This is a genomic window from Psychrobacter pulmonis (genome assembly GCF_904846465.1).
Taxonomy (GTDB): Bacteria; Pseudomonadota; Gammaproteobacteria; order Pseudomonadales; family Moraxellaceae; genus Psychrobacter; species Psychrobacter faecalis.
The window spans coordinates 353,604-380,454 of record NZ_CAJHAT010000001.1 but is presented as its reverse complement, the minus strand read 5'-3'; the positions used below and the strand labels follow the sequence as shown (position 1 = coordinate 380,454).

Below are 26,851 nucleotides of genomic sequence, written 5' to 3'. Positions count from 1 at the left end.
TATTAGCGCCTTCTTTATTTGTATTGGATCATATGAAACATAACCTTGAGGTGAGCGCAAATGCTCGCCGAACTCAGTATTTCCAAGTATTTTTGATGGGCGTCAGCGCTTTTATTATGAATACTACCGAATTTGTCCCCGTTGCCCTATTAAGTGACATCGCCCAAGATTTTTCCATCACTACGGCTGAGACCGGCTGGATGTTGACGCTGTATGCGTGGATTGTCGCGGCCATGTCATTGCCATTGATGCTGCTCACCAGCCGCTTTGAGCGTAAAAGCTTACTTTTGGGCTTGTTTGTGGTATTTATTGCCAGTCATGTATTGTCCGTATTTGCTTGGAGCTTTGATGTATTGCTGATTAGCCGTGTTGGTATTGCGCTATCACACGCGATATTTTGGTCCATCACCGCAGCGATTGCGATACGCGTAGCACCAGAAGGCAAAAAAGCACTGGCACTTAGTGTACTTGCGACCGGTACTTCATTGGCGATGGTGCTAGGCGTGCCACTAGGGCGCTTGGTCGGTCAATGGTTTGGCTGGCGGGCGACCTTTGGCGGTATTGGGGTGATTGCTTTTATCGTCTTTATCCTACAAGCAAGGCTATTGCCCACGCTACCAAGTATGTTTGAAGGCTCGTTTAGAAAAATCCCAGAATTGCTCAAAAACCCCTTATTGGTCTGTTTGTATCTGCTTATTTTACTGGTCTTTACCGCTCACTATACCGCTTATTCTTATATCGAACCCTTTATGCGGCAGGTTGGCGCTATTAGTGAAAACGCCGCGACTGTTGTCTTGCTATTATTTGGGGTGGCAGGGATTGCCGGCAGTGTGATATTCAGCCGTTGGGGTGATCGTTTTAATACCAGATTGATGCTGATATCGATCATATTAATGCTGATATCTATGCTGGTGCTATTGTTTGCCGTGACCTCTATCTGGGCGCTGAGTTTCATTGCGTTACTGTGGGGCGCGGCGCTGATGCTGCTGATTATCTCCATGCAAGCCAAAGTCATCATGGTCGATGTCACAGCGCAAGACATGCTGATGTCGATGTTCTCAGGGATTATTAATTTAGGCATTGGCGCCGGTGCGCTGTTTGGTGGTTATGCCGTAACGCATATTTCAATATCAAGCGTCGGCTATGTTGGTGCCGCTATCGCCAGTGTGTCGCTGCTCTTGATGTTATTTATGATAAAGCGCTTTCCTGAATTAAGTAGAAGACTTGGTTAGCTAAAAATTTGATAGTAAAAAATGCCAGCCAATTAAATGGGCTGGCATTTTGCTGTTTGGTTAATTAAAAAACCGAGTAAGCCGTTTATTTAAAAATCCACTTTACCGCGTAACGCTTTGGTCTTACCGCGCTGGGTTTTTTGATCGACGCGTTTACGTTTGGCATTTCTGCTAGGTTTGGTCGCTTTGCGGGTTTTATTGACATGGGTGGCTTTTATAATAAAGCTTTGCAGCCGCTCAAGCGCATCAATTCGATTGCGTTCTTGGGTACGAAACTGCTGCGCTTTAATAATAAGCACACCTTCTTTGGTGATTCGGCTGTCTTTACTGTCCAATAAGCGCTGCTTAATGACATCGCTCAAGCTTGAGGCATGAATATCAAAACGCAAATGAATCGCAGAAGAGACTTTATTAACGTTCTGCCCACCTGCCCCTTGCGCACGTATGGCGCTAATCTCTACTTCGCTGTCATTCAGGCTGATGGTATTGCTGATAAAAATCATAAAATACTTTTATAAATGATTGATAGATAAGGTTAATGATAAAGCATTCCCAGTTAACACGCCACTTGCCCGCTTCATGGCGGTCAAAACGCCGTATTTCTTAACCTCTATAATCTGCAATTTATAGGGTAAACCTTATAAATGTTATCGTTTGACGTTGCTGTGTCTATCCTCTGTCTATAAAGCGTAAGCCTGCGCAGGGTTTTGATTTTAAGGTGGTAGGATGACTTTAAGCAGATACGATATTAAAAGAACACAGTATCAAACAGATAGGGTATTGTTGAATCAAAGCGTTAACAAGCCGATTTTAGTCAAAGGAATAAGCGTTGTATGACAACCAATAATAAGAAATCTAATCATAAAAAATCTAACACTTCTACCAAAAATCACAACCTTACCGCTGCACAAAGCATTCAGGTCAGGGGCGCGCGGGTGCACAATCTCAAAAATGTCGATGTAGATTTACCGCGTAATGCACTGGTTGTTTTTACTGGCATATCAGGCTCAGGCAAATCGTCACTGGCATTTGGTACCTTGTTTGCTGAGTCGCAACGCCGCTACCTTGATTCGGTATCGCCCTATGCGCGGCGCTTGATTGACCAAGTTGGCGAGCCTGATGTCGATTCGATAGAAGGCTTACCGCCCGCCGTCGCCCTGCAACAGCAGCGCGGTACGCCGTCGGTACGTTCATCGGTTGGTAGCGTGACGACAATTTCAAATGGTCTACGTATGCTGTACTCGCGAGCGGGCGAATATCCTGTTGGGCAAGACATACTGTATGCCGATGCCTTTTCACCAAATACGCCAGAAGGTGCTTGCCCTACTTGCTCAGGTATTGGCCGCGTGTTTGAGGTCACAGAAGATTTGCTCGTACCTGACAAAACGAAAACCATTCGAGAACGCGCCATTGCTGCTTGGCCACCAGCGTGGCAAGGGCAAAATCTGAGCCGGATATTGACCACACTGGGCTACGATATCGACAAACCTTGGAACACGTTATCCAAGGAAACCCGCGATTGGATTTTATTTACCGATGAAACCCCAGAAGTGCCGGTTTATCCGGAGTACAATCTCGAGCAAGTACGCGAAGCAATCAAAAAAGGTGAAAAGCCCAATTATAAGGGCACCTATGCCAGCGCAAAAAATTTCGTTTTGCACTCTTTTACCACCACTCAAAGTCCACGTACCAAAAAACGCGTGGCGCAGTTTATGCAAATTTCAGAATGTCCAAGCTGCCATGGCAAAAAGTTAAAACAAGAGTCGCTGTCGGTTAAATTTGCAGGGCTTGATATTGGCGAGTTATCACAATTAACCTTAACTGAACTGGCGCTTAAACTTCACGACGCTGCCAATAAAAAACTCAGCGATGATATGCCCGATCGTGAAAAAGCCATCGTCGCCAAGCGTATTGCCAGCGACATTTTATCGCGTGTAGAAGCGTTAACCAGACTTGGGCTAGGTTACTTATCACTTGAACGCACCACGCCTACCTTATCGCCCGGTGAGCTACAGCGCCTAAGACTTGGCACCCAAATTCGCTCTAAACTATTTGGCGTGGTTTATGTGCTCGATGAACCGTCCGCTGGCCTGCATCCTGCCGATACACAGGCGCTATTAGGCGCTCTAGATGAACTGGTAGCGGCGGGTAATTCATTATTCATTGTCGAGCATGATGTCAGCGTCATTCGCCACGCCGATTGGATCGTCGATGTCGGACCAAAAGCGGGCAGTCATGGCGGTGAAATCATCTATAGCGGCCCTGTCACAGGCTTGCAAGATATCTCCGATTCTTATACTGGACAATATCTTTTTAATGGGGATTCCAAAAATAAAAAATCAAAAACCCAGCAACCAAAAGCCCATCAATTAACAAGACAGCAGCCAAGACAACCTAATCATTGGCTAAAACTTGCCAATATCGAACGTAATAATCTACAAGGGCTAGACGTGGCATTCCCTTTAGGGGAATTAACCACAGTGACGGGGGTTTCAGGTTCGGGGAAATCGAGTTTGGTCAGTCAAGCGTTGGTTGAACTGGTCTACAATGCGCTAGGGCAAAAAACCGTAATTGAAGCCCCCACCGATGAAGCGGCTTTACTGGAGCAAGAACAAGAAACACCAATGGGCGGAGAGATAGTCAGTGGTATGGAGCACATCAAGCGCTTAGTCACCGTTGACCAAAAAGCCATCGGGCGCACACCACGCTCAAATCTGGCCACTTATACTGGACTGTTTGACCATGTGCGCAAGTTATTTGCTGCCACCAAAGAAGCCAAAGCAAGGCACTATGATGCCGGACGTTTTTCATTTAACGTTAAAAAAGGACGTTGCTCAAATTGCGAAGGCGTCGGTTTTGTCAGCGTTGAGCTGCTATTTCTGCCGAGTGTTTACTCGCCTTGCCAAGTGTGCCATGGTCAGCGCTACAATGACGAAACCTTAGAAATTACTTATCAAGGTAAAAACATCGCTGAAGTGCTCGATTTGACGGTCGAAGCGGCTTCTGAATTTTTCGTTGATGATGCCCCAATAATGCGCGCCTTAGATGCCTTGCTAAAAGTTGGGCTTGGCTACCTAAGACTTGGGCAACCAGCGACCGAGTTGTCTGGTGGCGAAGCACAGCGTATCAAACTTGCTACCGAACTGCAGCGTACCCAGCGCGGCGATACGCTGTATGTGCTCGATGAACCAACGACTGGCTTACACCCTTCTGATGTCGCGATGCTGATGGCACAGTTAAATGGGCTGGTCGCAACCGGTAATACAGTGATTATGGTTGAGCACGATATGCAAGTTGCTAGCAACAGCGATTGGATTATCGATATGGGCCCGGGTGCTGGCGATGAAGGTGGTCTTATTGTCGCCGCGGGCACGCCTAAAGAGGTAGCGAAATCCAAAGAGAGTCATACCGCGCCTTTTTTATTGACTTAGTATTGATATAGAATATAAAAATAACTTAATAAAAATATCAGTATAAAAAAACCGCATTACTATTAAAGTCATGCGGTTTTCTATTTTTAAACATCGGTTTTTTAAAAATACATTGCTAACTAAGCAAGCATACCGCCATCGACGACCACGGTCGCACCCGTGGTATAACTTGAGGCGTCAGACACTAGGTACAATACCGTGCCCGCCATCTCGTCAGGGTTAGCCACACGCCCTAACGGAATGGCATGTAACGCCATTTTTAAGACTTTATCATTGGTAGTCAATGCTGAGGCAAATTTGGTATCGGTCAGACCCGGTAATAACGCATTAACGCGAATATTTAGTGGGCCACATTCTTTAGCAAAGGCTTTAGTCATACTGATGACAGCCGCTTTAGTGATTGAATAGATGCCTTGCTTGTCACCCGCGACCAAGCCGTTGACCGATGCGGTGTTTAAAATCACCCCGCCGCCCTGCTCGCGCATCATTTTGCCGGCAGCCGTCGACATAAAGAAATAACCGCGAATGTTGACTTCAACGGTCTTATCAAAAGCCGCTAAATCCGTATCTAAGATATGCCCGTAGTAAGGGTTTGCCGCGGCGTTATTGACCAAGATATCAATTTGCCCAAACTCATTTTTGATGTGCTCAAAAATCGCCTCAATCTGATCCATATCGCCCACATGACAAGCAAAGGCACTGGCTTTATGACCATCAGCGATGATGCTATCAGCGACCGCTTGGCAAGCATCAATCTTACGGCTAGAGACAATCACATGCGCGCCTCTTGACGCCAATAAGCGGGCGATAGATTCGCCAATACCGCGGCTCGCACCCGTAACCAAAGCAATCTTACCCGTTAAATCAAATAAATCTTTCATCATTATTCCTTATATTTTTGAATATATTATTTATACATTTTAAATGTGTAGCAGAGCTGAGCAAGGTCACTATCAGCTCTACAAAATTTATTAACTTTTTTAAGAGATTATCGACATTTCCAAAAATTTGAGTAGCAAGGAAAACGAGTGCAAGTACTACAATTCGTAGGCTAAGCGAGTTTGACACCGCTAATCATATTTTTGGGATTGTCATAAAAATATTAAGCCAACATGCCACCATCAAGGGTAAAGGCATGACCATTCATAAAGCTGCTTTCATCACTCGCCAGCCAAGCAATCGCGCCAGATACTTCATCAACTTCACCCAAACGCCGCATTGGGCTGGCTTTGATGGTTGCTTGCTGGGCACGCTCGTCCATTTTCGCCATGGTATTACGCACCATTGGTGTATCGATAAAGCTTGGACATACCGCATTAAAGCGGATATTGACGCGTGCATATTCATGGGCAGCAGACTTGGTCAGCCCCATGACGCCATGCTTGGCGGCGCTATAAGCTGTCAGCAGTGGTGCTGAACGCAAACCAGCAATGGAGGCCACATTAATCACATGACCGCCGCCATTGGGCGCCATACAAGTAACAGCAGCGCGCATACAATGCCAGACGCCTTTTAGATTAACCGCGATATTACGGTCAAAATCATCGTCACTTAGCTCATGCATCGGTGCCGGTTTATGGTCGATACCGGCATTATTTATCACCACATCAAGACCACCAAGCTTTTCCATGGCAAAGGCAAATAGCGCTCGCACTTCATCACCACTACTCACGTCAACCTTTTTAAAGACGATACTATTGCCCGCGGCTTGCCCTTGCTGAGCAACCGCCTCCCCAAGCGCTTCTGCCAAATCGCCAATCACCACTTTCGCACCGCGACTGGCGAGCAGTAGCGCACTTGCCGCACCAATACCAGACGCACCGCCGGTGATTAAAATACGTTTACCAGTGACGTCTGATGCAATTCCATTTGTATTCAATGTCATAATTTATCCCTCTACCTTAAGTACCAGTTTACCGAAGTTTTCACCTTTAAAGAGCATCATCAGGGTATCTGGGAACGTCTCGACGCCTTCAACGATATGGTCTTTTACTTTAATGTCGCCTGACCCAATCCAGCCAGCAATATCTTTCATCGCCATCGGATACTCTTTGATATTATCAAAGACGACGATGCCTTCCATACGTGCACGATTGACCAACAATGACAGATAATTTGATGGCCCTTTGACTTCTGTGGTGTTGTTATATTGGCTAATCGCCCCGCAAATCACGATACGCGCATGCAGATTAATTTGCGTGAGTACGTCATTTAAAATATCGCCGCCCACATTGTCAAAGAAGACATCGACGCCGTTTGGACAGGTTTCTTTTAACGCTTTTTTTACATTTTCATTCTTATAGTCGATTGCCGCATCAAAACCCAGCTCATCGACTAAAAATTTACATTTATCAAGACCGCCTGCGATACCCACAACGCGGCAGCCTTTGAGTTTGGCAATTTGCCCAACCAAGCTACCAACCGCGCCCGCCGCGCCAGAAATAACCACAGTCTCGCCAGCTTTTGGTGCGCCTGTTTTTAGCAGGCCAAAGTAACCGGTCATACCCGGCATACCAAGCACTCCTAAGTAATAAGACAACGGCGCAAGGTTTGGATCGACTTTATGTAGCCCTGTGCCATCGCTGACTGCGTAGGACTGCACGCCATTATGACCTACGACATAATCGCCGACGGCAAACTTCTCATGTTTACTTTCGATGACTTTACCCACCGTTCCTGCACGCATTACCTCGCCAATCTGTACCGGCGGTATATAAGATTTTGCATCGTTCAGCCAACCACGCATTGCCGGATCCATCGAAATATATTCAATTTTTATCAGTAACTGACCGTCTGAAATAGTCGGTAGTTCTGACTCGGTATAATCCCAAGTTTCCGCACTCGGCGCGCCAACAGGTCTTGCTTTTAAGCGCCACTGCTTATTGATTGTTGTCATTATTTATTCCTTTAAAGTTGTATTTATTATTAATATCAAACATGGTTCAAAATCCCTTAAAACCACTCTGCTTGCATATCGGTACATACCGTATTGTCGTTATTTAACAGCTCAATATCGCGCTTGATTAACGGCAATTCCCAATCGATAAAATATTTTGCTGCTTGGATTTTACCTTGATAGAAGTTTTGCTTATCAACGTCAGCCGTATCATTTAATAATTGCTCAGCTTTACTCGCTTGGCGAATCCAAATCCAACTGACCACGATTGAGGCAAAAATATTCATCAAGGCCTGCGCATTACCAGTCAGTGTGATGGCTTTTTCTGTTTGCAGAACTTTACTTAAATGCACCAACACTTCATGCAAATGACCCATATAAGGCATCAATTTACCGGCAAGTTTGGCGGTTTCTGGCGTAGTAATACTCTCTAGGTCTTGGGTAATTTCACGTTTTAGAATTTGGATACCAAGACCCTTGTTTTGCCATAACTTTCGAAATGACAAATCTAACGCTTGCACGCCATTTGTACCTTCATGAATGGGATTGAGACGATTGTCACGCCAAAATTGCTCGGCTTGATACTCACGTGTATAGCCTGCGCCGCCCAGTACTTGAATACCCAAATCATTGGCTTTTGGCCCATACTCAGAGGGCCATGCTTTTAACACTGGCGTGAGTAAATCCAGCAGTTCTGATAGCTCAGCTTTTAGTGTTGCATCTTCACAAGTATTGATACGGTCAATCAGGTTTGAGCCATATAAACAGAGTGATATGCCGCCCTCGCTATAGGCTTTTTGCGCAAGTAACATACGTTTGACATCACCATGATTAATAATCGCCGTTGCCGCATCTTCGGGCTTATTATTTGGTGCAATTCTGCCTTGCGTCCTGTCTTTGGCATAATCGAGCGAATACTGATAACCACGATAGCCAATCATCGCTGCGCCAAAGCCAACCGCTATGCGCGCTTCATTCATCATCTTAAACATGTAGCGCAGGCCGAAATGCTCTTCGCCGATAAGGTAGCCATAGCACTCGCCTACATCACCGAAACTTAACGCCGTAGAAGTCGCGCCTCGATAGCCAAGCTTATGAATAAGTCCAGTTAAATGGACGTCATTACGCTCGCCGACTGATAAATCATCGTTTAAACGATACTTGGGTACGGCAAATAACGAAATACCTTTGACGCCAGCGGGGCCGCCCGGTACTTTAGCCAATACCAAATGAACAATATTGTCAGACAGTTCGTGATCGCCCGCTGAGATATAAATTTTGCTACCTTTGATACGGTATGATCCGTCGTTTTGTTTAACGGCGGTGGTTTTGATATCAGCAAGTGACGAGCCAGCATGTGGTTCTGTTAATGCCATGGTGCCGGTAAATTCACCGGTTAGCATACGCGGCATAAAGGCATTTTTAATCTCATCACTGGCGAAATGCGAGATAACATTAATCGCCGCCGTGGTTAAAAATGGATAAGCGGTGGTTGATGGGTTGGCTGCCATAAAATAGCCTGCTACCGCCGTCATCACGGTTTCAGGTAATTGCATGCCGCCATCGTCAAAACTATAACGACCCGCGATAAATCCTGATTCGCGAAAGGCGTCAAAGGCAACCTTTACATCGTCTATCATGCTGACTTTTTTGCCATCAAACTGCGGCTCGTTTTTATCCGCGACATGGTTGTGCGGTAAAAATAGCTGGGTGGCGATTTTATTGGCGGTGCCCAATACCGCATCAAAAGTTTCACGGCTGTGTTCTGCAAACTTTGCATGCTCGGTTAAATGCTCAACTCCCAATACATCGTAGAGTTGGAACGGTAATTCAAAGTCGTTGATCAGTGTATCTGCTGCCATAGTCATTTTCCTATTATGATAATGATAAATAAGCGGTGATGAATAAGTGATGCATTGATATTAATCTAATTTATCGCCTTACCGTATTGTCATTTATGACATAATTATGGTCAAATAAGACAAAATTAATATGCTAATTTGGGAAAAACTGCTAATAAACTGACATTTTAAATACGTCTTTTCATAGGAAAATAAGCACTTATGCCCTACTTCAAACCCTTTAACGTCATCATTGTCGGTTTCGATGGCGTGCTCGGCAGCGCTTTGACAGGCGCATTAGATTTATTTTCTTTTACCGGAGTGAGTTGGCAGCGGTTTTTGAATGAAGAAGTAGAACCAAGGTTTAACGTACAAATTGCCAGTCTTGGCGGCGTTGATATCAGATGTAGCAACCGCTTAATCATGCAAGCGCATAGCGATATTCAGGAAGTCACAGAGTGCGACTTATTATTAATTCCAACCATTGGCGATTCCATCGATAAAGTATTGAGTCAAAATAACGCTCTAATTTCGCATTTGCAGCGACTGGCAAATACCAAAGCCGATATCGCTAGTAACTGTAGCGGCGCGTTCTTTTTAGCAAAAGCAGGCTTGCTCGATGGCAAAGTAGCTACCACCCATTGGGGTTATGCCAGTAAGTTTAAGGCAGATTTTCCACTGGTTGATTTGCAAGAAAACCAATTTGTCACTCAAACAAAAAGCCAGTCAAAAGAACAATCGGGCAATATATTTTGTGCGGCAGGCGGTAGCGCCTTTTATGACTTGGGATTATTGTTAATCGAGCGTTATTGCGGGCGTGAAATTTCTACCCAAGTGGCAAAAACTCAGATTATTGATAGTAAACGCGGTAATCAAAACAGCTATACCAATGTGACATTGCATAAACCGCATGCGGACCAATTGGTTCAGCAAGTGCAAGAATTTATCGAGGAAAACTTCAAACAACCCATTCAAGTTAGCGGCTTGGCAGCGATGGTCAATATCACCCCGCGCACACTGAATAGACGCTTTCAATCCTGCGTGGCGATGCGCCCGATTGAGTATATTCAAGCAGTGCGCATTGAGCAGGCAAAGCGTTTATTAGAATTGGGCGATGTGACGATTAAATCACTCGCGGAGCAAGTCGGCTATGATGATATCTCATCATTTACGCGGCTGTTTAAACGCGCTACTGAGCTAACCCCAAAAGAATATCAGGATAAGTTTTCGCGATTGGCGATTTAAAACCTTTCATACTTAGCTGACACTTTATTGCTATTTATAAGGTTTTTCTGACTGCTAAACGTTTTGCCACAACCCTTCGACATGAATCGCATCAGATCGAATCGTTGGATAATCGCTAAATACCAATTGATAGCCACCAACTGTATTGGCACTAATCTGACACCTCGCGCCAAGTGGAAAGCTGTATTTTTGGGCAATATGACCAAAGCGCATGCCGCTATAAATCGGCAATCCTGTTAGCTGATGCAATTGACGAATGACGGTGGCAACATCATAACGCTTATCGTAACTGTCTTCACCGCTACCCGATAACGCCCCAAACACGATGGCTTGCTGATTCTTAAACACCCCTGCTAAATACAAATCATAGAGCATGCGCTCGATGCGGTAAGCTTGCTCGCCGACGTCTTCTAAAAATACCATACCGCCGCCAATACGTGGCAAATAGTCACTACCTGCCAGCGCTGACACCACACTTAAATTGCCGCCCCAAATAGTGCCGGTTAGAGTTTTTGGCTCAGAATTTGTCAGAATACTTGGTAAATTAGGACTCGTTAACGACGCATCGTCTATATTAATCGTCAAATTAGGATTGGTTAATGCTGCTACAAACTGTCGGCAGCTAACCTCATCGGGTCTATTTTTACCAAACTCACTATAGAGCATCGGTGCCGCAAGCGAGCTCATGCCACCTTTTGCCAGCAGCGCGCACTGAATCGCCGTCACATCGCTAAAACCCGCCAGTATCGTTCCATGCTCCTTCATAATGCGCCCAAGCGTCGACCAGTCAACCATCGGTAATATCCGCACTGCCCCATAACCGCCACGCACCCCAAGTAGCAGTTTAGGCGCTTTGATTGCACCGGTCGCAATGTTTTGCAGGTCGCTAGCACGCTGCGAATCCGTACCTGCAAAGCGCAGATACTGCCGTTTGGTAGTCGCCGGATTATCCACTTTAAAACCCGCGCAGGCTAAACGCTCTAACGCCAATTCATTACGCTCATTACTGCCACCGACGTTAGAGCTGGCAAAAAGCCGCGTTTCAATCGTTGGGACGATACATCCTGCTTGCGCTGGTTGTGCTTCACCTTTGAAAGACAAATGCTCATCTGGAAACGCTGTTGGTAAATCATCCTTGGTAAGCTGCGCGTCACTGTTTTTCGCCATATTACTAGAGGCGAGCGCTCGAGTGATGCCTTGGGTCGCCAATAGCCCTACTCCAGCCCCAATACCAACGTGACATAAGAACTGGCGACGATTGAGCTCGGATGAAATCTTAGTCATTATGCTACCTTTTTTACTGTTAAATTGCTGCTTATCCTAGCAACCATTACTGGAACAAAGCGCGTATTATAACGCAGGTTCAGACAGTAACATGAATTGAAAAAATTGATATCAGCAGTGCGTGATGCCTTGATATTACTTTTCACTCACTATAGACAACAAAACGATACAGAGTTACTTGCCGTCTTATTTGGCTACAGACCCGACTCTTGCTATAGTAAAACGCGTTGAACAACAAACAATAATGATAGATAAAAGGATTACAAAGATGGCTGACCAAGAAAGCGCAAAAGAAAAAGACAATAAAAGTCTGATGGATAGTATTAAAATCATCTTGGGTAAAGAAGATAAGCTCAATGACCAACTTGAAAAAGAAAAAGGTCTTGAGAGTTATGCTAAGGATTTGCTGTTGCTGATGAGCTTAGTCAAAGACTACTATAAAGGCAACTATCGCAATATCCCTTATAAAACCATTTCAGCAGCCGTGGTTGGACTGCTTTACGTGATCAACCCTATCGATATCATTCCTGACTTTATCCCCTTTATCGGTCATATCGATGACGTCTTGGTACTCAGATTTTGTCTGAAACTTGTAGAAAAGGATTTGGCAAAATACAAAAGCTGGAAAGATAAGCAAACAGAAGCTAAAGACGACAACTCAAAGCCTAACGATAAAAAACTTGAAGATAAAAGTAAACGCTTAAAGAAAGCAGATAAATAATCTGGTAAGCAATCCCATAAAAAACACGGTCAATGACGCATGCAATGACCGTGTTTTTTATAGACCTAAAATAGAAAATTTTAAATATATTTAAGCACTCAGCCTTTTAATTTTTTATTAATCAGGCACATCATAGCTTGGCTTTTCTGGATTTAGACCAAACGAGTAGACAAAGGTGCCTATAAGGCTATTAATGATAATAAATGGCAAGTCAATAGCCACATGGCCGAGTAAGTAGCGACCGATGAGCCATGACACAATCAGCATAATTACGAAAAATGCGCCGAGATAGCCCAAGATAGTGGGATGTTTGAGATGATAAGGCTGCTCAGGTTTTGGCTGTTTATCGAGGATATAGGTTCTTACTGCCCAACCGGCCGCGTAACAAAATCCGCCTAACACCACATAACTAAAAAAATTCATATTGCCCGACTCTGATTAGAGGGTTATTTATCATAAATACTGATTTATAAAGACTTTTCAAACACTGTCATTTCAAGCAGTTTCATTTCGAACACTGTCATTTCAAATACTGTCATTGACGTTATCAATCACAATATTAGCGTGAGGATTGGCTAAAATATCGGTATTAACGTCATCACATTCGACGCGATAAATGGTATTGGCACCGCGATAAATGTAAGACAAGTACTCACTATCTAGTAGCGGATCGATATTGGCATAAACAGGCTTCACATGCGCCAACACCAGCACTCTGTCTGGACGACCAATCACCGCATCGACATTATCAGGGTCGATAGAAAAATACGTCGGGATATCACTTTTTGCAAGCACTTCTAACGGTTCAGCGTCATCCCAAACGCGCTTAGCGCTAGCAGGCTCTTTCATTTGCATGACCCAACCGCCGCCCTGTTGGCTGACTTTTATTTGCGCTGGCTCATCATGGCTGACCGTATAGCAGCCTGCAAATATGGATAAATCCGCTGGCGCCTCAGCTTTTTTGGCATCAGCCGGCGTATTACTGTCATTACAGGCACTCAAAAACAGCGCGCTACTTGCGACCAGAGCAACCATTAAAGGCGTTAATTTTTTATTCAAAACATTCGAGCTTACGGACATCATCGATTTATCCTGCATTGGTACATAAAAGCTTATATTGTGCATATTGCGCTAAGGTATGTCCGCACAATCACTGCTATTTTAACAGAAAACGGCAGCGTTACCGCTATGATATGTGCTTTTGCCCTTTTATGGTTTTTATTCCTAGCAGTATCTGATAGATAAGCGAGATTAGATAAGCAAGATTTGCTATACTCAACCCTAAAATAGACGGTGCTAGCTTGCGTAAAGATAACGCTAGAAACCCTCTTTGCTCGATGTTTATTACTTATTAGGCTCATACTTTTTTATGTCAGAAAACTCTACTTCAGCGCGTTCATTTAATACGAGCAATCCGCTTGCTGCCAAAGCAAATACGACGGTTGCCTATACCGACGGCGCTTGTAAAGGCAATCCAGGTGCTGGCGGCTGGGGCGCGCACTTAATATTTAGCGATGGGCAGACGCAGGATTTGTATGGCGGTGAACAAGTAACCACCAATAATCGTATGGAGCTGATGGGTGCGATACAAGCATTGACCCATAGCCCGCGTGCGCAAATCCTTGAGATTTGGACAGACTCAAGCTATGTCAAAAAAGGCATCACCGAATGGATTGAAGGCTGGAAAAAACGCGGCTGGAAAACGGCCAGCAAAAAACCGGTCGCCAATCAAGACCTTTGGCAGCAATTAGACGCGCTTTGCCAGCAGCGCGATGTTGCTTGGCACTGGGTGAAAGGTCACGCCGGACACGCGGGCAATGAAAAAGCTGACGAGCTAGCAAACTTGGGCGTGACGTCTAGCAGTGAAGGTTTGAAAACCGCTAGCTTGCAAGATTCTGCTAAAAAAAAAGACCTTCTAATGGCTGATAATAAACAGAGTCCGAACGATGATTGGTTAAAATTTGACCCATTAGGCTTTGATATGATGGATGATGAGCTTGATGAGTCGCTATTAGATGGTCAAAATCTTACTGACGATATGGTAAATACAATAACAAATACAATGGCAAACACAGATATGTTAGTGGAAGAGAATCACAATCCGTACAATGCTAGCGAACCCATGAGACACACCGATATGCCAGATATAAATACCAATATGGATACTGAAGTAGAAACTAAAACGGAAGCTCGCATAGACACGGACACACCGACATTCGATGGTGACACTAGCCGAGCCAATCCGCATTTTATACCCCTGCTACCCAAACCTATCCACCGCCATGAATCTGACCGCCAGCTCATTATGGATACGGAGACCACCGGTCTTGACCCTATGAAGGGCGACCGCATTATTGAGGTCGGTATCGTAGAGTTAGTCGGGCGTAAATTTACCGGCGAGAAACTGCACGTCTACATCAATCCGCAGCGCGGAATGGATGAGGAGGTGATTCGTATTCACGGAATCTCTGAAGCGTTTTTAACCGATAAACCGACCTTTGATCAAGTGGCTCAAGCGCTTTATGACTTTATGGACGGTGCCGAAATCATCGCTCATAACGCTACCTTTGATATGAACTTCTTAAATATGGAGTTTGCCAAAGTTGGCATGCACGACTTTGCCGAGCGCGTACGAGTGACCGACTCTTTGATGATGGCAAAACAGCAATATCCGGGGCAAAAAAATACCCTAGATGCTCTGGTTCGTCGCTTAGATGTCGGTAAACAAGACCGTACTTTCCACGGCGCGTTACTTGACTCGGAGATTTTGGCGGAAGTTTATCTGGCGATGACCGGCGGGCAAGTCACGCTAGCGATTGAGGAAGATACCCAAGCCGATGGCGGACATACTGCCCATGCAAACTTTGCCGATTTGGCGGCTTTATTGCTCGAGTCAAGCAGTAATGACAGCGCCAATCAAGGCTGGTATGCGTCGCTTGCGGACGATTATCCTGCGCTTAAAGATAAAATGTAATCCGTGAAGCATAAGTCATTAAAACGGTTTTTTATATGAACATAACGCCTTATACTGACCGTTAAGTAAGTAAATCTTGATTGTTATGCCGATAAGCGTTAAAACCTTATTTATAGACATTTTCAAATGCTCATCTAAACCTTTGCTATTTTCATCAGTACGTCATGGAAAAAAACAACTATGAATCCTTCTACACAAATGAAATTAACCGCCCCGACCTTGAGTGTGACTGATTTTAACCTACCATCGCTGCATTTATTGCACGATGAAATTAAGGTCATTTTAAAAGATACTGAAATTCATTTGGGCGAATTTAATGATGATGATAGCCAAGCGCCTTTATTGTTAGACTCTATTATTGTCCTAAAACAGCTGTCTTGTATTTTTCAGCTGATATCTTCGGTCGGGGCAGAAGTGCTCAATAACGCCATCGTCAATGGCTTGCAAAAACTTTATGACAGCCGTGATAATAATGATAATGCTTTGATTATGGATTTATCAGAAGCCATTATGACGCTTGATCGTTATATTGAGTTTATTTTGCTGACCGAATCGGTAGAGCCGACTTTACTCCTGCCTATCATCAATAGACTCAACGCTCATGGGCAAGCAGCACCGATCGATGCCGATTATTTTGCCGCGTTTGGTCATAGCAGCGTCATTATCGCTAATCCTGAAAACAACTTTCAACCGCTTAATGAGCTCAATCTTGATAGCGAATTATTAACTTATGCTTATCGTAGTGGACTTGGCGTTGCCTTATTAAATCAAGACGGTAAGGTAAGTGAGGATGAGCAGCAAAAGCTCGATGCGATGTCGGCAGCGTGCGCCTTGATAGCAGCAAATACCAACAGCCTGTTTTGGCAAGCAGCCACCGCTGCCGTTACGGATATTGCCAGCATTTTGCCGCTAAGCTTAAGCCAAAAACACACGCTTATTTATTTAGAGCAGCAGTTTCAAAGCTATCTGCCAGTAATGGACACGCGCTTTGCGCACTTGGTCAGCTTTGCTTGCCAGCGCGATACCAAAGAGGCACAAACGCTGCGTGAACTATATGCCGCCAATCAATTGGAAGACTCACAGCGCAAACAAATGGCGCAGTTCTTATTTGGACCCAATCGTGCTTTAACCGATACCTTAAACACCATTATTCAAGCGCAAATCAACACCATCAAAGAAAATGTCGATAGCTACGCACGCGGTGATTCTATCAACCCTGTTGATATGCAAACCTCGCAAATCACCGAGCAACTGACTGAGCTGCGTTCAGCTTTTCAGTTATTGGGTCTGGCAAATGCTGCAAACAGTCTCAATGCTGCCGCAGAAGCGGTGAAAAAATGGCGCGCGCCTACGCCAGAAGATTTTGACCATTTATTACTCGCTTTGATGCACGCAGAAAACGCCACTATCGCTATGGCAGAGATGCATACCCCAGGGGCAATCTATTTACCTTTGAATAATCCGCATATCTCATTGCATCAGCTGAATACTGCCTATGATACCCTGATACAAGAAAGCCGTACGGCGATTGCCAGCGCCGAACAAGCCATCACCGATTATTTGGCTGAGCCTGAGCGCGATGTATTAAATATTCAAAATATTCCTGAAATGCTGCGCCAAGTGTCAGGTGCAGTGCGCTTTTTACAGCTGCCAACGCCCGCCAGTATGCTTAGCCAATTGGCAAGTTATTTGCAGCAGCGTATCGGCAACGGCGCCCGCTTAGATGATGGTACTTTGGCTTATATTGCTGATGTCATTATGGCCGTTGACCATCATTTAGATGGTTTTGAGCATAATCGCCCTGTCAGCAAACAAGCGTTAGATGTCGGGCAACAAAGCTTAAGCCAACTGCTTGCGGCATAATTTTAGTGTATTAGATAGATAGCTTACTTATTTAGTTATCATCTAACTGCTTATTTTAAACAGACTCCTACCCAAACGGATAAGAGTCTGTCTTTGATTGTTTGGAAACTGAACCTATGAGCCACGCCTTTATACTTCGTGACGAGACGATTTTATGTCGTCAAACGCCTCATGGCTGGTGGCCTATGCAGGTTGAGTTACCACAGTCTGATATCGATAACCCAGCGTTAAACACTCATGACACTCATAGCACGCAGCGAGCCTATCAAGTTGGCCGAGTGACACTATTTGAAAGCTTAGCGCCGACTCATTGGCTACCTAATGATGATAGCCGTCAAAACAAAAACAGCTTGACTGCTTTTGAAAGCGAAACTGCTAATACATTTACTACTAATGCTTTTACGTCAAAAGCTACCTTAGCAATGACTTATGATTATGCGATAGCAAATCATGTTACGTTGCCTAAAATTTTAGAAAATGCTGAGTTAGAAAGTCGCGGTTTAACAAGCAATAATAAAGAAAAAAATACTTTAGGTAATGACGAGTGTGCTTTTATTGCGTATCGCCTGCTTATTACACAGCTGCCATTTGCCTTATCTGACCAACTTAGCCAAGCCATACAGTTGTTACGCTGGCAAGCAGACACGCAGTTTTGTAGTCGCTGCGCAGCTCCTGTTGTCCATGCCAACCACGGTGAGCGCGCGATGGTCTGTCCTGTTTGCCGCTTACGCCAATATCCACGCGTGCAGCCGTGTATCATCACCGCTATTACCCGACCCAATCCGCAAACGGGTACCATGCAAATTTTATTGGCGCACCATCATCGTTATGGGCAACAAAAAACTCCTCAACAAGCGCTACAATATGGTTTGATTGCCGGTTTTGTAGAGGTCGGTGAAAGTTTAGAGCATGCGGTGGTACGCGAAGTGGCAGAAGAGGTAAATATTAGTCTCAAAGACATTCGCTATGTCAGCAGTCAACCTTGGCCATTTCCGTCCAATTTGATGCTCGGCTTTCGGGCGGCGTATGCGGGTGGAGATATCGTCATACAAGAAGACGAGCTGTCACACGCCGATTTTTTTGACCTGACAAATTTACCAAAAATACCGTTTAAAGGTAGTATTGCCTATGCACTGATTGCACAAATTGCTCATGAACAAGGCATCTCGCTCTAATCGATATTTAATTTATAAGACCAAGATGTCTTTTATTAAATATCAATGCTCTTGATAAATAACGCTATTACCCTATTTGTTCATATTAGCACTTAGTACTAATATAAAGGTTTTACATTAAATGCAAAGCACTACCAGTAACAACAGCAATCTTATCCGTCTCGCCAATTTGCCTATCTTGTTCGATAGCTTGGACCTAGAGCGCTTACCTGTCGCAACCCAAGCAAAGATTGCGCGTATTGACGCCTGCTTACCGCAAACCCAATGCGGTCTTTGTGACCATGCCGATGGCTGCTTGCCGTATGCGGTGGCAATTGTTATCGACAGTGAGCCTTATAATAAATGTGTGCCCGGCGGTCAGCCGATGACTGATGCGATTGCGCAAATCATCAATCAAGATAGCAGCGATATACAACCACTTAACGCTGAGCCGTCAAAATGGCCGATAGATGTAAGCTCGCAGCGTCCAGTAGAAGTGCGCGCGGTGATTCGAGAAGATGATTGTATCGGCTGTACCAAATGCATCCCTGCCTGCCCTGTTGACGCCATCGTCGGTACTGGCAAGCATATGCATACTATTTTTACGGATTTATGCACGGGCTGTGAGCTATGTATCGCGCCCTGCCCAGTTGATTGCATAGACTTAGTCACCGTTGAGCGTACCCAATCGACAGCTGAACGCACGCTTGAACAAGAGGATTTGCGCCAACGTTATCATACGCATTTAAGACGCGTTAGTAAGCAGCTAGCGGATAGCAGCAATAGCAAGCCGGTGGTCAGCATGGTAGAAGCCAAGCTAAATAATGCCGCCAGTCAATCGTTAAATATCAGCGAAGAAGAAGCAAAAAATACCATTGCCGCAGCTAAACTACGCAGTAAAATCAAGAAGTTAGAAAAGCAGCTGAGCGTACGGCCTAATGAGAGCAAACAGACGGAGCTTGAAGCATTACAAACTGAGCTTGCCCAACTTTAATAACCCATCTCTAATTTTGAATAACCAATGAATAAAATAATGAATAAAACAGTGCTAACAATGCCATGAGTAAAACCGTTAAACATAAAACTGCCGATACACCGCCATCGAGGCGCATGCCCAATCGTGATGTGCGGCCATTTTTTGAGAAACTGGCGGCGACGATTGATGAGCCAGTGACTGAGCTCAATTATAACAGCAACTTTGAGCTGCTTATCGCCGTCATATTATCGGCGCAGGCGACCGATGTCAGCGTCAATATCGCCACCAACCAGCTTTATCCGGTTGCCAATACGCCTGAGTCTATTTTGGCATTAGGCGAAGAAGGACTGAAAGCGTATATTAAGAATATCGGTTTATATAACGCCAAAGCCAAAAACGTTATTAAAACTTGCCGTGACTTGATTGAGAAGTTTGATAGCACCGTTCCTGATAACCGTAAAGATTTAGAATCTCTAGCAGGTGTCGGGCGTAAGACGGCAAACGTGGTGTTAAATACCGCCTTTGGACAGCCGACGATGGCGGTCGATACCCATATCTTTCGCGTCGGCAATCGTACAGGACTTGCCACGGGTAAAAACGTCTTAATCGTTGAGAAAAAACTGCTCGAACGTATCCCAGACGACTTTATCGTAGATGCGCATCATTATTTGATTTTGCATGGGCGCTATACTTGTCAAGCTCGCACGCCAAAATGCGGCGCTTGTCCTGTTTATGAAGAATGTATGTTTAAAGACAAAGCCAAGTTTTTAGAGCTTTAAAGACTTTTAAAGATTTTCTTTCTAAGTACTTCAGCTTTAACTTAAGGAAGCAGGATGCAAACCTTGACCGCACTCGTATTTGACGACTTTGAAACTTTAGACTTATTTGGACCTATTGAGCTATTTGGTAGTTTACCTAACGAGTTTCACATTCAGTTTGCGTCAATGAAAGGTGGTATCATTCATAACCATCATGGTGTTGCCTTGCAAACTGTCGCAGTAGCAGAGTTAGCTCATCAAACGAATATACTATTGGTCGTCGGCGGTAAAGGTACACGTCCACTGATTAATGATAGTCATTTTTTGCAGACCTTGACCATGCTCGCTGACAATGCCGACTGGGTACTTAGCGTCTGTACAGGTAGCGCTCTATTGGCGAAGGCAGGTGTTTTGGACCATAAACGAGCGACGTCGAACAAGCGTGCTTGGCAATGGGTGACCGAACAATCAGATCAGGTGGATTGGATAAAGCAGGCGCGCTGGGTCGTAGATGGCAAGTTTTACACTTCTTCAGGCGTCACAGCTGGCATGGATATGGCGCTCGGCTTTATTGCTGACAGACAAGGTCGCGATAACGCAAAAGAAGTTGCTGTCTATACAGAATACCGTTGGCAAGAAGATAGCCGCCTCGATGATTTCTACAATAGTTAGGCGTCATGGCTGACACTAGAGTTTTAGCTCGATTCACGTTAAAATACCATAATTTTTTGATTCACTTTTACCTTCTATTTTCCGTTAACATTTAATAATGACTGAGTTTATATATTACAGTCCCTGCAATTAAGCGATCCCATTATGCGCGAATACAACTTATTTACCTCAGAATCTGTGAGCGAAGGTCATCCTGACAAAATGGCTGACCAAATATCAGATGCTATTCTTGATGCCATTTTACGTGAAGATTTACATGCGCGCGTGGCGTGCGAAACACTGGTCAAAACAGGTGCGGTGATCTTGGCAGGCGAAGTGACCACGACTGCCAATATCGACGTTGAGCGTATCGTCCGTGATACGGTAAATGGCATCGGCTATCATCACTCAGACTTGGGTTTTGATGGTGAGACTTGTGCCGTTATTAATATGCTCGGTAAGCAGTCGCCAGAAATCGCCCAAGGGGTTGATCGTAGCAGCCCTGAAGAACAAGGGGCAGGCGACCAAGGTTTGATGTTCGGTTATGCCAGCAATGAGACTGAAGTATTGATGCCCGCGCCTATCGAATATGCGCATCGCTTGATGGAGCGTCAATCTGAGCTGCGCCGCGCTGGTGAATTGCCTTGGTTACGTCCCGATGCCAAAGCACAAGTGACCCTCAAATACGACGGTAATAAACCGATTGCCATTGATGCCGTGGTGTTATCAACGCAGCATGATCCAAGCATCTCACAAACAGATTTGCAAGAAGCGGTCATGGAATCGATTATCAAACAAGTACTGCCAGCAGACTTATTGCACGCTGGTACGCGCTATCATATCAACCCAACTGGCAAATTTGTCATTGGCGGTCCTGTCGGCGATGCTGGTTTGACTGGCCGTAAAATTATCGTCGATACTTACGGCGGTATGGCGCGTCATGGTGGCGGTGCCTTTAGTGGTAAAGATCCTTCAAAAGTCGATCGCAGCGCTGCCTATGCAGTACGTTATGTGGCCAAAAACATCGTCGCTGCCGGTATTGCCGATCGCTGTGAAGTACAAGTCAGCTACGCGATTGGCGTTGCTGAACCGACTTCGATTTCAATTAATACTTTTGGTACTAATAAAATCAGTAACGATGAAATCATCAGCTTGATTCGTAAACATTTTGACCTACGTCCTTATGGTATTACGCGTATGCTCAATTTATTGCAGCCGATGTATCAGCAAACCGCAACTTTTGGACATTTTGGTCGCCAAGGCTCTGAAACTGCTTTTACGTGGGAAAAAACGGACAAAGCGGAAATCTTAAAAGCCGATGCAGGTTTATAAGACTGTTCACTTGTTTCCATTTTTTAGATGTATTCGGTCTTCATACGTATCAAGTTTAAAGACCGTCATGATATATTCAAATTTACTTACCATTCTTAGGAGTCGCTGATGTCTCAAGACAATATGCCAGACAATGCTCAAAATGACGCGCTAAACGATGCTTTAAATGACGCTTTAAATAATAGCCAAAATGACGAAATTGATACCGCTCTTGAAATCACTCCTGAAATGCAAGCGTTCTATCAACGTGCTGACGAAATCATTGGCGTCGCCAATAGTCAACTGGGCCCTAACGCTCACTCAGGCCAAGTTGGCGCGTCATTGCTGTATGCAGCAGCGCGTTATAGTGCGTCAGTTGCCTCGATTGGCTTTGTAAAAGGCGATGATTTTGCTAAAGAAAAAGACGATATCGTTGAGTTTTATACCAAACAATATCGCCAAATGTTAAGCGACAACTTGACTGATTACGCACAAAACTTTGATAAATATGTGCAGCTTAATAAAGAGGATAAACCTGCGCAGTAAGTTTATAAAAGCTCTAAGTTTATAAAAGCTCAGTCAAGAAACGTATAAGAATTAATATCAAAAGCCCAAGCCTTCGTAGCTTGGGTTTTTTGTTACTCTAATAATATGCTTATTAAATATCAGCGACGAATTAAAAAACGAATAGCACATTTGCTTTTTGTTTGAAACTGGCGTTTAATGCAAAAATAAATGATAAAACGATATAAGGATATTTATTATGCGCGCGCTCTCTACTTTCAAACTTACAGTCACCATAAGCTTTATGCTAGCTTTAGCAGGTTGTAACAATATTAGTTCTAACTCAAACCCGATGCCTGATAGCACGCCCATTCAGCCGCCCGCCTCTAACACCAGTCAACCCCCAAAAGGCCTTGTAGCACAGTGTCCAACCTTTGACCCTGCAAAAACCATGTGTACAGCGCAATACGATCCGGTCTGCGTAAAAACGCAAGTCGGCTCAGTGATAAGCTATCGTACGGCGGGCAATGCTTGCTCAGCTTGTAGCACTCCTGAAGCCGTCAGCTATGTCAAAGGTGAATGTTTATAGTGACAGTGTGGCTGTAAAATTGTCGTTGTGAAAATTACCAGTTTAAAACCTATAAATGATTAAATGTCCATAAAAAATCCTAAGACAACGATGCATCTTAAGATTTTAAATGACAATTATTATATTGTGTTTTTAAGTAAAACCAACGGCAGCTAACTACATGATTGGTTTAATAAAAACGATTTTAAAGCCGATATTTTTAGAACCGCTAACAGTAGGTTCGCTCTAAATCAATCAGTGCGACTGGGATGAGTTTTGCGTAGCCTCTGTGATAGCGGCAAGCAAGGAAAATTTATACCAGTTGCACGTGCTAACTCACGTATCTATTGATTTTACACCGACTATACGCAGCTTAATTAATCACCTTTAACAATTTTAGGCGGACCTTTTAATAAGTCCTCATCGACAAACTCACTGGCCGAATTATGGTCAGCTGACTCATCGGTAATATAACGCTGCTGATTGCGATATAAGATAAGTCGGTCGCGGCTCATACCGCGCAGTAACGCATACATCATCACAAAGATGACCAACGCAAAAGGTAGACCTGCCACAATAGCCGCCGCTTGCAGGGCATCTAAACCGCCCGCTGCCAATAATATGGCGGCAATCAAACCTTGCATCAACGCCCAAAATAAACGCTGGATTTTGGGTGGATTGGTATCACCGCCCGCCGTCAGCATATCGATGACAAAACTGGCTGAGTCTGATGAGGTCACAAACCAAAGGACAATCATCACCACAATTAATAAGGTAATCGGTTTGGTCAATGGATAATATTCAACCAGCTTAAAGATGGCACTACCGTAATCGACTTGCACTGCCGCGACCAATCCTGGGCTAACCACCTCAGGATTCATGCCGGCGAGCAGCTCCATCTGTATCGCCACACCGCCAAAAGTCGTAAACCAAAAAAACAAAATCGTCATCGGTATCAGCAGCACGCCAAATACAAACTCACGAATGGTACGTCCACGGCTGATACGCGCAATAAAGACACCGACAAATGGCGACCAGCTGACCCACCATGCCCAATAAAATATCGTCCAAGCTTTTTGCCAATCGGTATTACTATAGGCTTCGCTCCACGTCGACAACGTGACAATGTTTGCCAAATAATTGCCCACGTTTTCTATAAAACTGTCAAAGATAAATAGCGTTGGGCCTAAAATTACCATAAACGCCAATAAAATACCGGTCAGCCCCATATTAATATCACTAAGACGTTTGATACCTTTATCAAGACCGAGCATCAGTGAACCACAAGCTAATGAGGTCACAAAAGCAATGATGATAAACTGTATCGTTAAAGTAGAGGGAATACCGAACAAGCCTTCAAGACCTGCGTTAATTTGCATAACGCCAAGACCTAAAGAGGTCACGACCCCAAACATGGTGCCAAACACGGCTAAGACATCGACCGTATGCCCCCATTTACCATAAATCCTTTGTCCAAGAATAGGATAAAGGGTTGAGCGTATCGATAACGGCAAACCACGGCGAAAGTGAAAGTACGCAAGCGACAGTGCAACAATGGTATAAATCGCCCATGCATGCAGCCCCCAATGTAAAAACGACAGATTCATCGCTTGTTTTGCCGACTCTAAGGTTTCTGCCTCACCAAGCGGCGGCGCCATAAAGTGATATAAAGGCTCAGCCGTCCCCCAATACACCAGTCCAATCCCGATGCCCGCCGAAAACAACATTGCAATCCATGAAAATAAGCTATATTGCGGTCGCTCCGTCTGTTTGCCTAGACGTATATCACCGTAGCGACTGGCAGTCAGATAAATACAGAATACCAATGCCATATTGAATAAGATGATAAACAACCAGCGGAATTTTTCGGCGATAAAGGCCTGTAAGAAGCTAAAAAGTGTTGCTGCCGTTTCAGAAAATAACGAACCAAAGATAATAAAACCGACGATTAAGACACTTGAGGTAATAAACACCGGTTTATTTACCTTTGGAAAGGGTCCAAGTTTACTTACTTTTACTTCGTTCATTGGCTAAAACCTTAAATTTAAGAAAGGCTACCTTAACAAACTGTGCCCTAATTATCAATTTACTACAAGATAAGGGCGACTAGACTCTTTTATTAGTAATACGACTCGCAGTCTAATTAGTTATTTAAATGGCTATCGAGGTAGTAATTGCAGCAGCCTACCTTTATCGCCATCTTCTAATAACCACACCTGCCCATCGACGGTTAAGACACTACGAATTCGTTCACCCATATCATAGCGATAGCGTTCTGCAGCGCCGTTATTGTCAGCAAACCTAACCACGATAAGCGCTTTTGATGACAAGCCGCTGATAAGGGCATTACCTTGCCACGCTGGAAAATCATTATATTTACCAGTCTGATAAATGCTAATCGACGACGGTGATATTACAGGCGTCCACGATATTTTTGGCGCGACGAAATCAGGGCGCGTATCATGATCAGGGATATCCGTCCCGGAATAATTGCGTCCGTTCGAGACCACGGGCCAGCCGTAATTATTGCCTTTTTCTATCAGATTAAATTCGTCACCACCGCGCGGCCCCATTTCATGCGCCCACAACCTACCTTTATCATCGAATGCCATACCAAGTACGTTACGATGACCAATCGTCCAAAATTGGGTAGCAATATCGCTGCCATTTTGCGCAAATGGATTATCGGCTGGCACTGAACCATCAGGATGTAATCTGATAATTTTACCCAAATTCACACTCATATCTTGTGCTGGTGTTTTTTCTTGACGCTCGCCTGAGCTGATATATAAATACTGCCCGTCAGGTGAAAAAAGCAAGCGATGGCTATAATGTCCTTGTCCTTTTAGTTTCGGGGTTTGCTCCCAGATGGGCGTTATGGCTTGCAAGCGTGGCGCGTCAGTATCTAAGCCCGTTAACGTCGCTTTGATAACTTTTGCCCCAAATTTATTACTGTCGCTTCCTGTGCCCGCCTCGACATAGCTGATATAGATATTATTAGAAGTAGCAAAATCTGGCGCAAGAATGATATCGCCAAGTCCGCCCTGCCCGCCATACGCCACTTTTGGCACACCATTAACGCTTGTCTTGACACCTGTTGCCGTATCAACAATCAAAAGCTCGCCTGCTTTTTGGGTTATGAGCAGTTTGAGTGGCTGATTATGAATGCGAGGTAATGCGGTCATTGCCCAAGGTTCATCGAAGCTAGCGACCGTCTTGGTTGTAAAGGCGGGTTTTTCAGTATTTGATGCTGAGTTATTAGCAGCAGCTTGCCCTTCTTTATACTCGGTCAAATCGTTATTGGTATTGACGGCGGCAGGATTGGAGCATGCAGAAGCACTAAACAGCAGTGATGTCATGACTAATGATAATAGTAATGGCGTATTTGTTGATTTCTCATTGGTTATCATCCTGATGTCACCTCCCTTAAATTTTTCATATT

At 44.5% G+C, this 26,851-nt stretch carries 23 protein-coding genes; 13 read left to right on the top strand and 10 right to left on the bottom strand.

The genetic code is table 11. The features are described from left to right. The first annotated feature begins 32 nt into the window (after positions 1-32). Positions 33-1,232 (top strand): sugar transporter, encoded by a 1,200-nt coding sequence (locus JMX70_RS01595; protein WP_201565330.1) that lies wholly within the window; start codon positions 33-35, stop codon positions 1,230-1,232. Between the two features lie 89 nt (positions 1,233-1,321). On the opposite strand, the gene arfB is transcribed toward JMX70_RS01595, so the two are convergent. Beyond that, positions 1,322-1,735 carry an alternative ribosome rescue aminoacyl-tRNA hydrolase ArfB gene (gene arfB, locus JMX70_RS01590; RefSeq protein WP_201589017.1) on the bottom strand — a complete coding sequence of 138 codons (414 nt, stop codon included), beginning with the start codon at positions 1,733-1,735 and terminating at the stop codon, positions 1,322-1,324. A 330-nt stretch (positions 1,736-2,065) separates the two neighbouring features. On the opposite strand from arfB, the gene uvrA reads away from it, so the two are divergent. After that, positions 2,066-4,663, top strand: coding sequence for an excinuclease ABC subunit UvrA (gene uvrA / locus JMX70_RS01585; protein ID WP_201589014.1), 2,598 nt, complete (start codon positions 2,066-2,068; stop codon positions 4,661-4,663). A gap of 119 nt (positions 4,664-4,782) precedes the next feature. Here uvrA and JMX70_RS01580 read toward each other — a convergent pair whose 3' ends face one another. The 4 genes from JMX70_RS01580 to JMX70_RS01565 form a co-directional block, all read right to left on the bottom strand. Continuing rightward, positions 4,783-5,547, bottom strand: a complete 765-nt coding sequence (locus JMX70_RS01580) for an SDR family oxidoreductase (RefSeq protein ID WP_265089115.1) — start codon at positions 5,545-5,547, stop codon at positions 4,783-4,785. A 218-nt stretch (positions 5,548-5,765) separates the two neighbouring features. Further along, the gene (locus tag JMX70_RS01575; protein WP_201589008.1) at positions 5,766-6,548 is read right to left on the bottom strand and encodes an SDR family NAD(P)-dependent oxidoreductase; all 783 of its coding nucleotides are present in this window, start codon (positions 6,546-6,548) and stop codon (positions 5,766-5,768) included. Between the two features lie 3 nt (positions 6,549-6,551). Continuing rightward, positions 6,552-7,559, bottom strand: a complete 1,008-nt coding sequence (locus JMX70_RS01570) for an NADP-dependent oxidoreductase (RefSeq protein ID WP_201589006.1) — start codon at positions 7,557-7,559, stop codon at positions 6,552-6,554. Positions 7,560-7,615: 56 nt separating this feature from the next. Then, positions 7,616-9,421, bottom strand: coding sequence for an acyl-CoA dehydrogenase (locus tag JMX70_RS01565; RefSeq protein ID WP_201589004.1), 1,806 nt, complete (start codon positions 9,419-9,421; stop codon positions 7,616-7,618). Between the two features lie 201 nt (positions 9,422-9,622). Here JMX70_RS01565 and JMX70_RS01560 point away from each other — a divergent pair, with 201 nt between their 5' ends. Further along, entirely contained in the window at positions 9,623-10,645 is a 1,023-nt protein-coding gene (locus tag JMX70_RS01560; RefSeq protein WP_201589002.1) for a GlxA family transcriptional regulator, read from the top strand. 54 nt (positions 10,646-10,699) lie between these two features. On the opposite strand, the gene JMX70_RS01555 is transcribed toward JMX70_RS01560, so the two are convergent. Further along, positions 10,700-11,929 carry an LD-carboxypeptidase gene (locus tag JMX70_RS01555; protein WP_201589000.1) on the bottom strand — a complete coding sequence of 410 codons (1,230 nt, stop codon included), beginning with the start codon at positions 11,927-11,929 and terminating at the stop codon, positions 10,700-10,702. Between the two features lie 268 nt (positions 11,930-12,197). Between JMX70_RS01555 and JMX70_RS01550 the strand changes: the two genes are divergently transcribed. Continuing rightward, on the top strand, positions 12,198-12,650 hold the full coding sequence (locus tag JMX70_RS01550; protein WP_201588998.1) for a YkvA family protein: 453 nt from the start codon (positions 12,198-12,200) through the stop codon (positions 12,648-12,650). A gap of 117 nt (positions 12,651-12,767) precedes the next feature. Here JMX70_RS01550 and JMX70_RS01545 read toward each other — a convergent pair whose 3' ends face one another. Beyond that, entirely contained in the window at positions 12,768-13,073 is a 306-nt protein-coding gene (locus JMX70_RS01545; RefSeq protein ID WP_191691355.1) for a hypothetical protein, read from the bottom strand. A gap of 102 nt (positions 13,074-13,175) precedes the next feature. After that, entirely contained in the window at positions 13,176-13,733 is a 558-nt protein-coding gene (locus JMX70_RS01540) for a hypothetical protein (protein WP_201588996.1), read from the bottom strand. Between the two features lie 286 nt (positions 13,734-14,019). Between JMX70_RS01540 and dnaQ the strand changes: the two genes are divergently transcribed. The 9 genes from dnaQ (at position 14,020) to JMX70_RS01495 (ending at position 23,430) form a co-directional block, all read left to right on the top strand. Continuing rightward, positions 14,020-15,624, top strand: coding sequence for a DNA polymerase III subunit epsilon (gene dnaQ, locus JMX70_RS01535; RefSeq protein ID WP_201588994.1), 1,605 nt, complete (start codon positions 14,020-14,022; stop codon positions 15,622-15,624). A 180-nt stretch (positions 15,625-15,804) separates the two neighbouring features. After that, positions 15,805-17,487 carry a hypothetical protein gene (locus JMX70_RS01530; RefSeq protein ID WP_201588992.1) on the top strand — a complete coding sequence of 561 codons (1,683 nt, stop codon included), beginning with the start codon at positions 15,805-15,807 and terminating at the stop codon, positions 17,485-17,487. Between the two features lie 116 nt (positions 17,488-17,603). Continuing rightward, positions 17,604-18,662, top strand: coding sequence for an NAD(+) diphosphatase (gene nudC / locus JMX70_RS01525; RefSeq protein ID WP_191691363.1), 1,059 nt, complete (start codon positions 17,604-17,606; stop codon positions 18,660-18,662). 121 nt (positions 18,663-18,783) lie between these two features. After that, positions 18,784-19,635, top strand: a complete 852-nt coding sequence (locus tag JMX70_RS01520) for an RnfABCDGE type electron transport complex subunit B (protein ID WP_201588990.1) — start codon at positions 18,784-18,786, stop codon at positions 19,633-19,635. 65 nt (positions 19,636-19,700) lie between these two features. Next, positions 19,701-20,396, top strand: a complete 696-nt coding sequence (gene nth / locus JMX70_RS01515; protein ID WP_102077140.1) for an endonuclease III — start codon at positions 19,701-19,703, stop codon at positions 20,394-20,396. Between the two features lie 54 nt (positions 20,397-20,450). Continuing rightward, entirely contained in the window at positions 20,451-21,047 is a 597-nt protein-coding gene (locus JMX70_RS01510) for a DJ-1/PfpI family protein (protein ID WP_198328047.1), read from the top strand. 144 nt (positions 21,048-21,191) lie between these two features. Next, complete coding sequence (metK, locus tag JMX70_RS01505; protein WP_102077141.1) at positions 21,192-22,358, top strand: methionine adenosyltransferase; 1,167 nt, start codon at positions 21,192-21,194, stop codon at positions 22,356-22,358. Positions 22,359-22,586: 228 nt separating this feature from the next. Beyond that, positions 22,587-22,883 carry a DUF3144 domain-containing protein gene (locus JMX70_RS01500; protein WP_102077162.1) on the top strand — a complete coding sequence of 99 codons (297 nt, stop codon included), beginning with the start codon at positions 22,587-22,589 and terminating at the stop codon, positions 22,881-22,883. A 217-nt stretch (positions 22,884-23,100) separates the two neighbouring features. Then, positions 23,101-23,430, top strand: coding sequence for a hypothetical protein (locus JMX70_RS01495; RefSeq protein ID WP_144297078.1), 330 nt, complete (start codon positions 23,101-23,103; stop codon positions 23,428-23,430). A gap of 356 nt (positions 23,431-23,786) precedes the next feature. Here JMX70_RS01495 and JMX70_RS01490 read toward each other — a convergent pair whose 3' ends face one another. Together JMX70_RS01490 and JMX70_RS01485 are read right to left on the bottom strand one after the other, a co-directional pair. After that, on the bottom strand, positions 23,787-25,436 hold the full coding sequence (locus JMX70_RS01490) for a BCCT family transporter (RefSeq protein ID WP_201588987.1): 1,650 nt from the start codon (positions 25,434-25,436) through the stop codon (positions 23,787-23,789). A gap of 132 nt (positions 25,437-25,568) precedes the next feature. Further along, positions 25,569-26,819 (bottom strand): PQQ-dependent sugar dehydrogenase, encoded by a 1,251-nt coding sequence (locus tag JMX70_RS01485; RefSeq protein WP_201588984.1) that lies wholly within the window; start codon positions 26,817-26,819, stop codon positions 25,569-25,571. Positions 26,820-26,851: the final 32 nt, after the last annotated feature.

Excerpts from the sequence above, each read along its gene's own strand:
- JMX70_RS01595 (WP_201565330.1), top strand. The coding sequence starts at position 33 with ATGAAACATAACCTTGAGGTGAGCGCAAATGCTCGCCGAACTCAGTAT.
- arfB (WP_201589017.1), bottom strand. The coding sequence starts at position 1,735 with ATGATTTTTATCAGCAATACCATCAGCCTGAATGACAGCGAAGTAGAG.
- uvrA (WP_201589014.1), top strand. The coding sequence starts at position 2,066 with ATGACAACCAATAATAAGAAATCTAATCATAAAAAATCTAACACTTCT.
- JMX70_RS01580 (WP_265089115.1), bottom strand. The coding sequence starts at position 5,547 with ATGATGAAAGATTTATTTGATTTAACGGGTAAGATTGCTTTGGTTACG.
- JMX70_RS01575 (WP_201589008.1), bottom strand. The coding sequence starts at position 6,548 with ATGACATTGAATACAAATGGAATTGCATCAGACGTCACTGGTAAACGT.
- JMX70_RS01570 (WP_201589006.1), bottom strand. The coding sequence starts at position 7,559 with ATGACAACAATCAATAAGCAGTGGCGCTTAAAAGCAAGACCTGTTGGC.
- JMX70_RS01565 (WP_201589004.1), bottom strand. The coding sequence starts at position 9,421 with ATGGCAGCAGATACACTGATCAACGACTTTGAATTACCGTTCCAACTC.
- JMX70_RS01560 (WP_201589002.1), top strand. The coding sequence starts at position 9,623 with ATGCCCTACTTCAAACCCTTTAACGTCATCATTGTCGGTTTCGATGGC.
- JMX70_RS01555 (WP_201589000.1), bottom strand. The coding sequence starts at position 11,929 with ATGACTAAGATTTCATCCGAGCTCAATCGTCGCCAGTTCTTATGTCAC.
- JMX70_RS01550 (WP_201588998.1), top strand. The coding sequence starts at position 12,198 with ATGGCTGACCAAGAAAGCGCAAAAGAAAAAGACAATAAAAGTCTGATG.
- JMX70_RS01545 (WP_191691355.1), bottom strand. The coding sequence starts at position 13,073 with ATGAATTTTTTTAGTTATGTGGTGTTAGGCGGATTTTGTTACGCGGCC.
- JMX70_RS01540 (WP_201588996.1), bottom strand. The coding sequence starts at position 13,733 with ATGATGTCCGTAAGCTCGAATGTTTTGAATAAAAAATTAACGCCTTTA.
- dnaQ (WP_201588994.1), top strand. The coding sequence starts at position 14,020 with ATGTCAGAAAACTCTACTTCAGCGCGTTCATTTAATACGAGCAATCCG.
- JMX70_RS01530 (WP_201588992.1), top strand. The coding sequence starts at position 15,805 with ATGAATCCTTCTACACAAATGAAATTAACCGCCCCGACCTTGAGTGTG.
- nudC (WP_191691363.1), top strand. The coding sequence starts at position 17,604 with ATGAGCCACGCCTTTATACTTCGTGACGAGACGATTTTATGTCGTCAA.
- JMX70_RS01520 (WP_201588990.1), top strand. The coding sequence starts at position 18,784 with ATGCAAAGCACTACCAGTAACAACAGCAATCTTATCCGTCTCGCCAAT.
- nth (WP_102077140.1), top strand. The coding sequence starts at position 19,701 with ATGAGTAAAACCGTTAAACATAAAACTGCCGATACACCGCCATCGAGG.
- JMX70_RS01510 (WP_198328047.1), top strand. The coding sequence starts at position 20,451 with ATGCAAACCTTGACCGCACTCGTATTTGACGACTTTGAAACTTTAGAC.
- metK (WP_102077141.1), top strand. The coding sequence starts at position 21,192 with ATGCGCGAATACAACTTATTTACCTCAGAATCTGTGAGCGAAGGTCAT.
- JMX70_RS01500 (WP_102077162.1), top strand. The coding sequence starts at position 22,587 with ATGCAAGCGTTCTATCAACGTGCTGACGAAATCATTGGCGTCGCCAAT.
- JMX70_RS01495 (WP_144297078.1), top strand. The coding sequence starts at position 23,101 with ATGCGCGCGCTCTCTACTTTCAAACTTACAGTCACCATAAGCTTTATG.
- JMX70_RS01490 (WP_201588987.1), bottom strand. The coding sequence starts at position 25,436 with ATGAACGAAGTAAAAGTAAGTAAACTTGGACCCTTTCCAAAGGTAAAT.
- JMX70_RS01485 (WP_201588984.1), bottom strand. The coding sequence starts at position 26,819 with ATGATAACCAATGAGAAATCAACAAATACGCCATTACTATTATCATTA.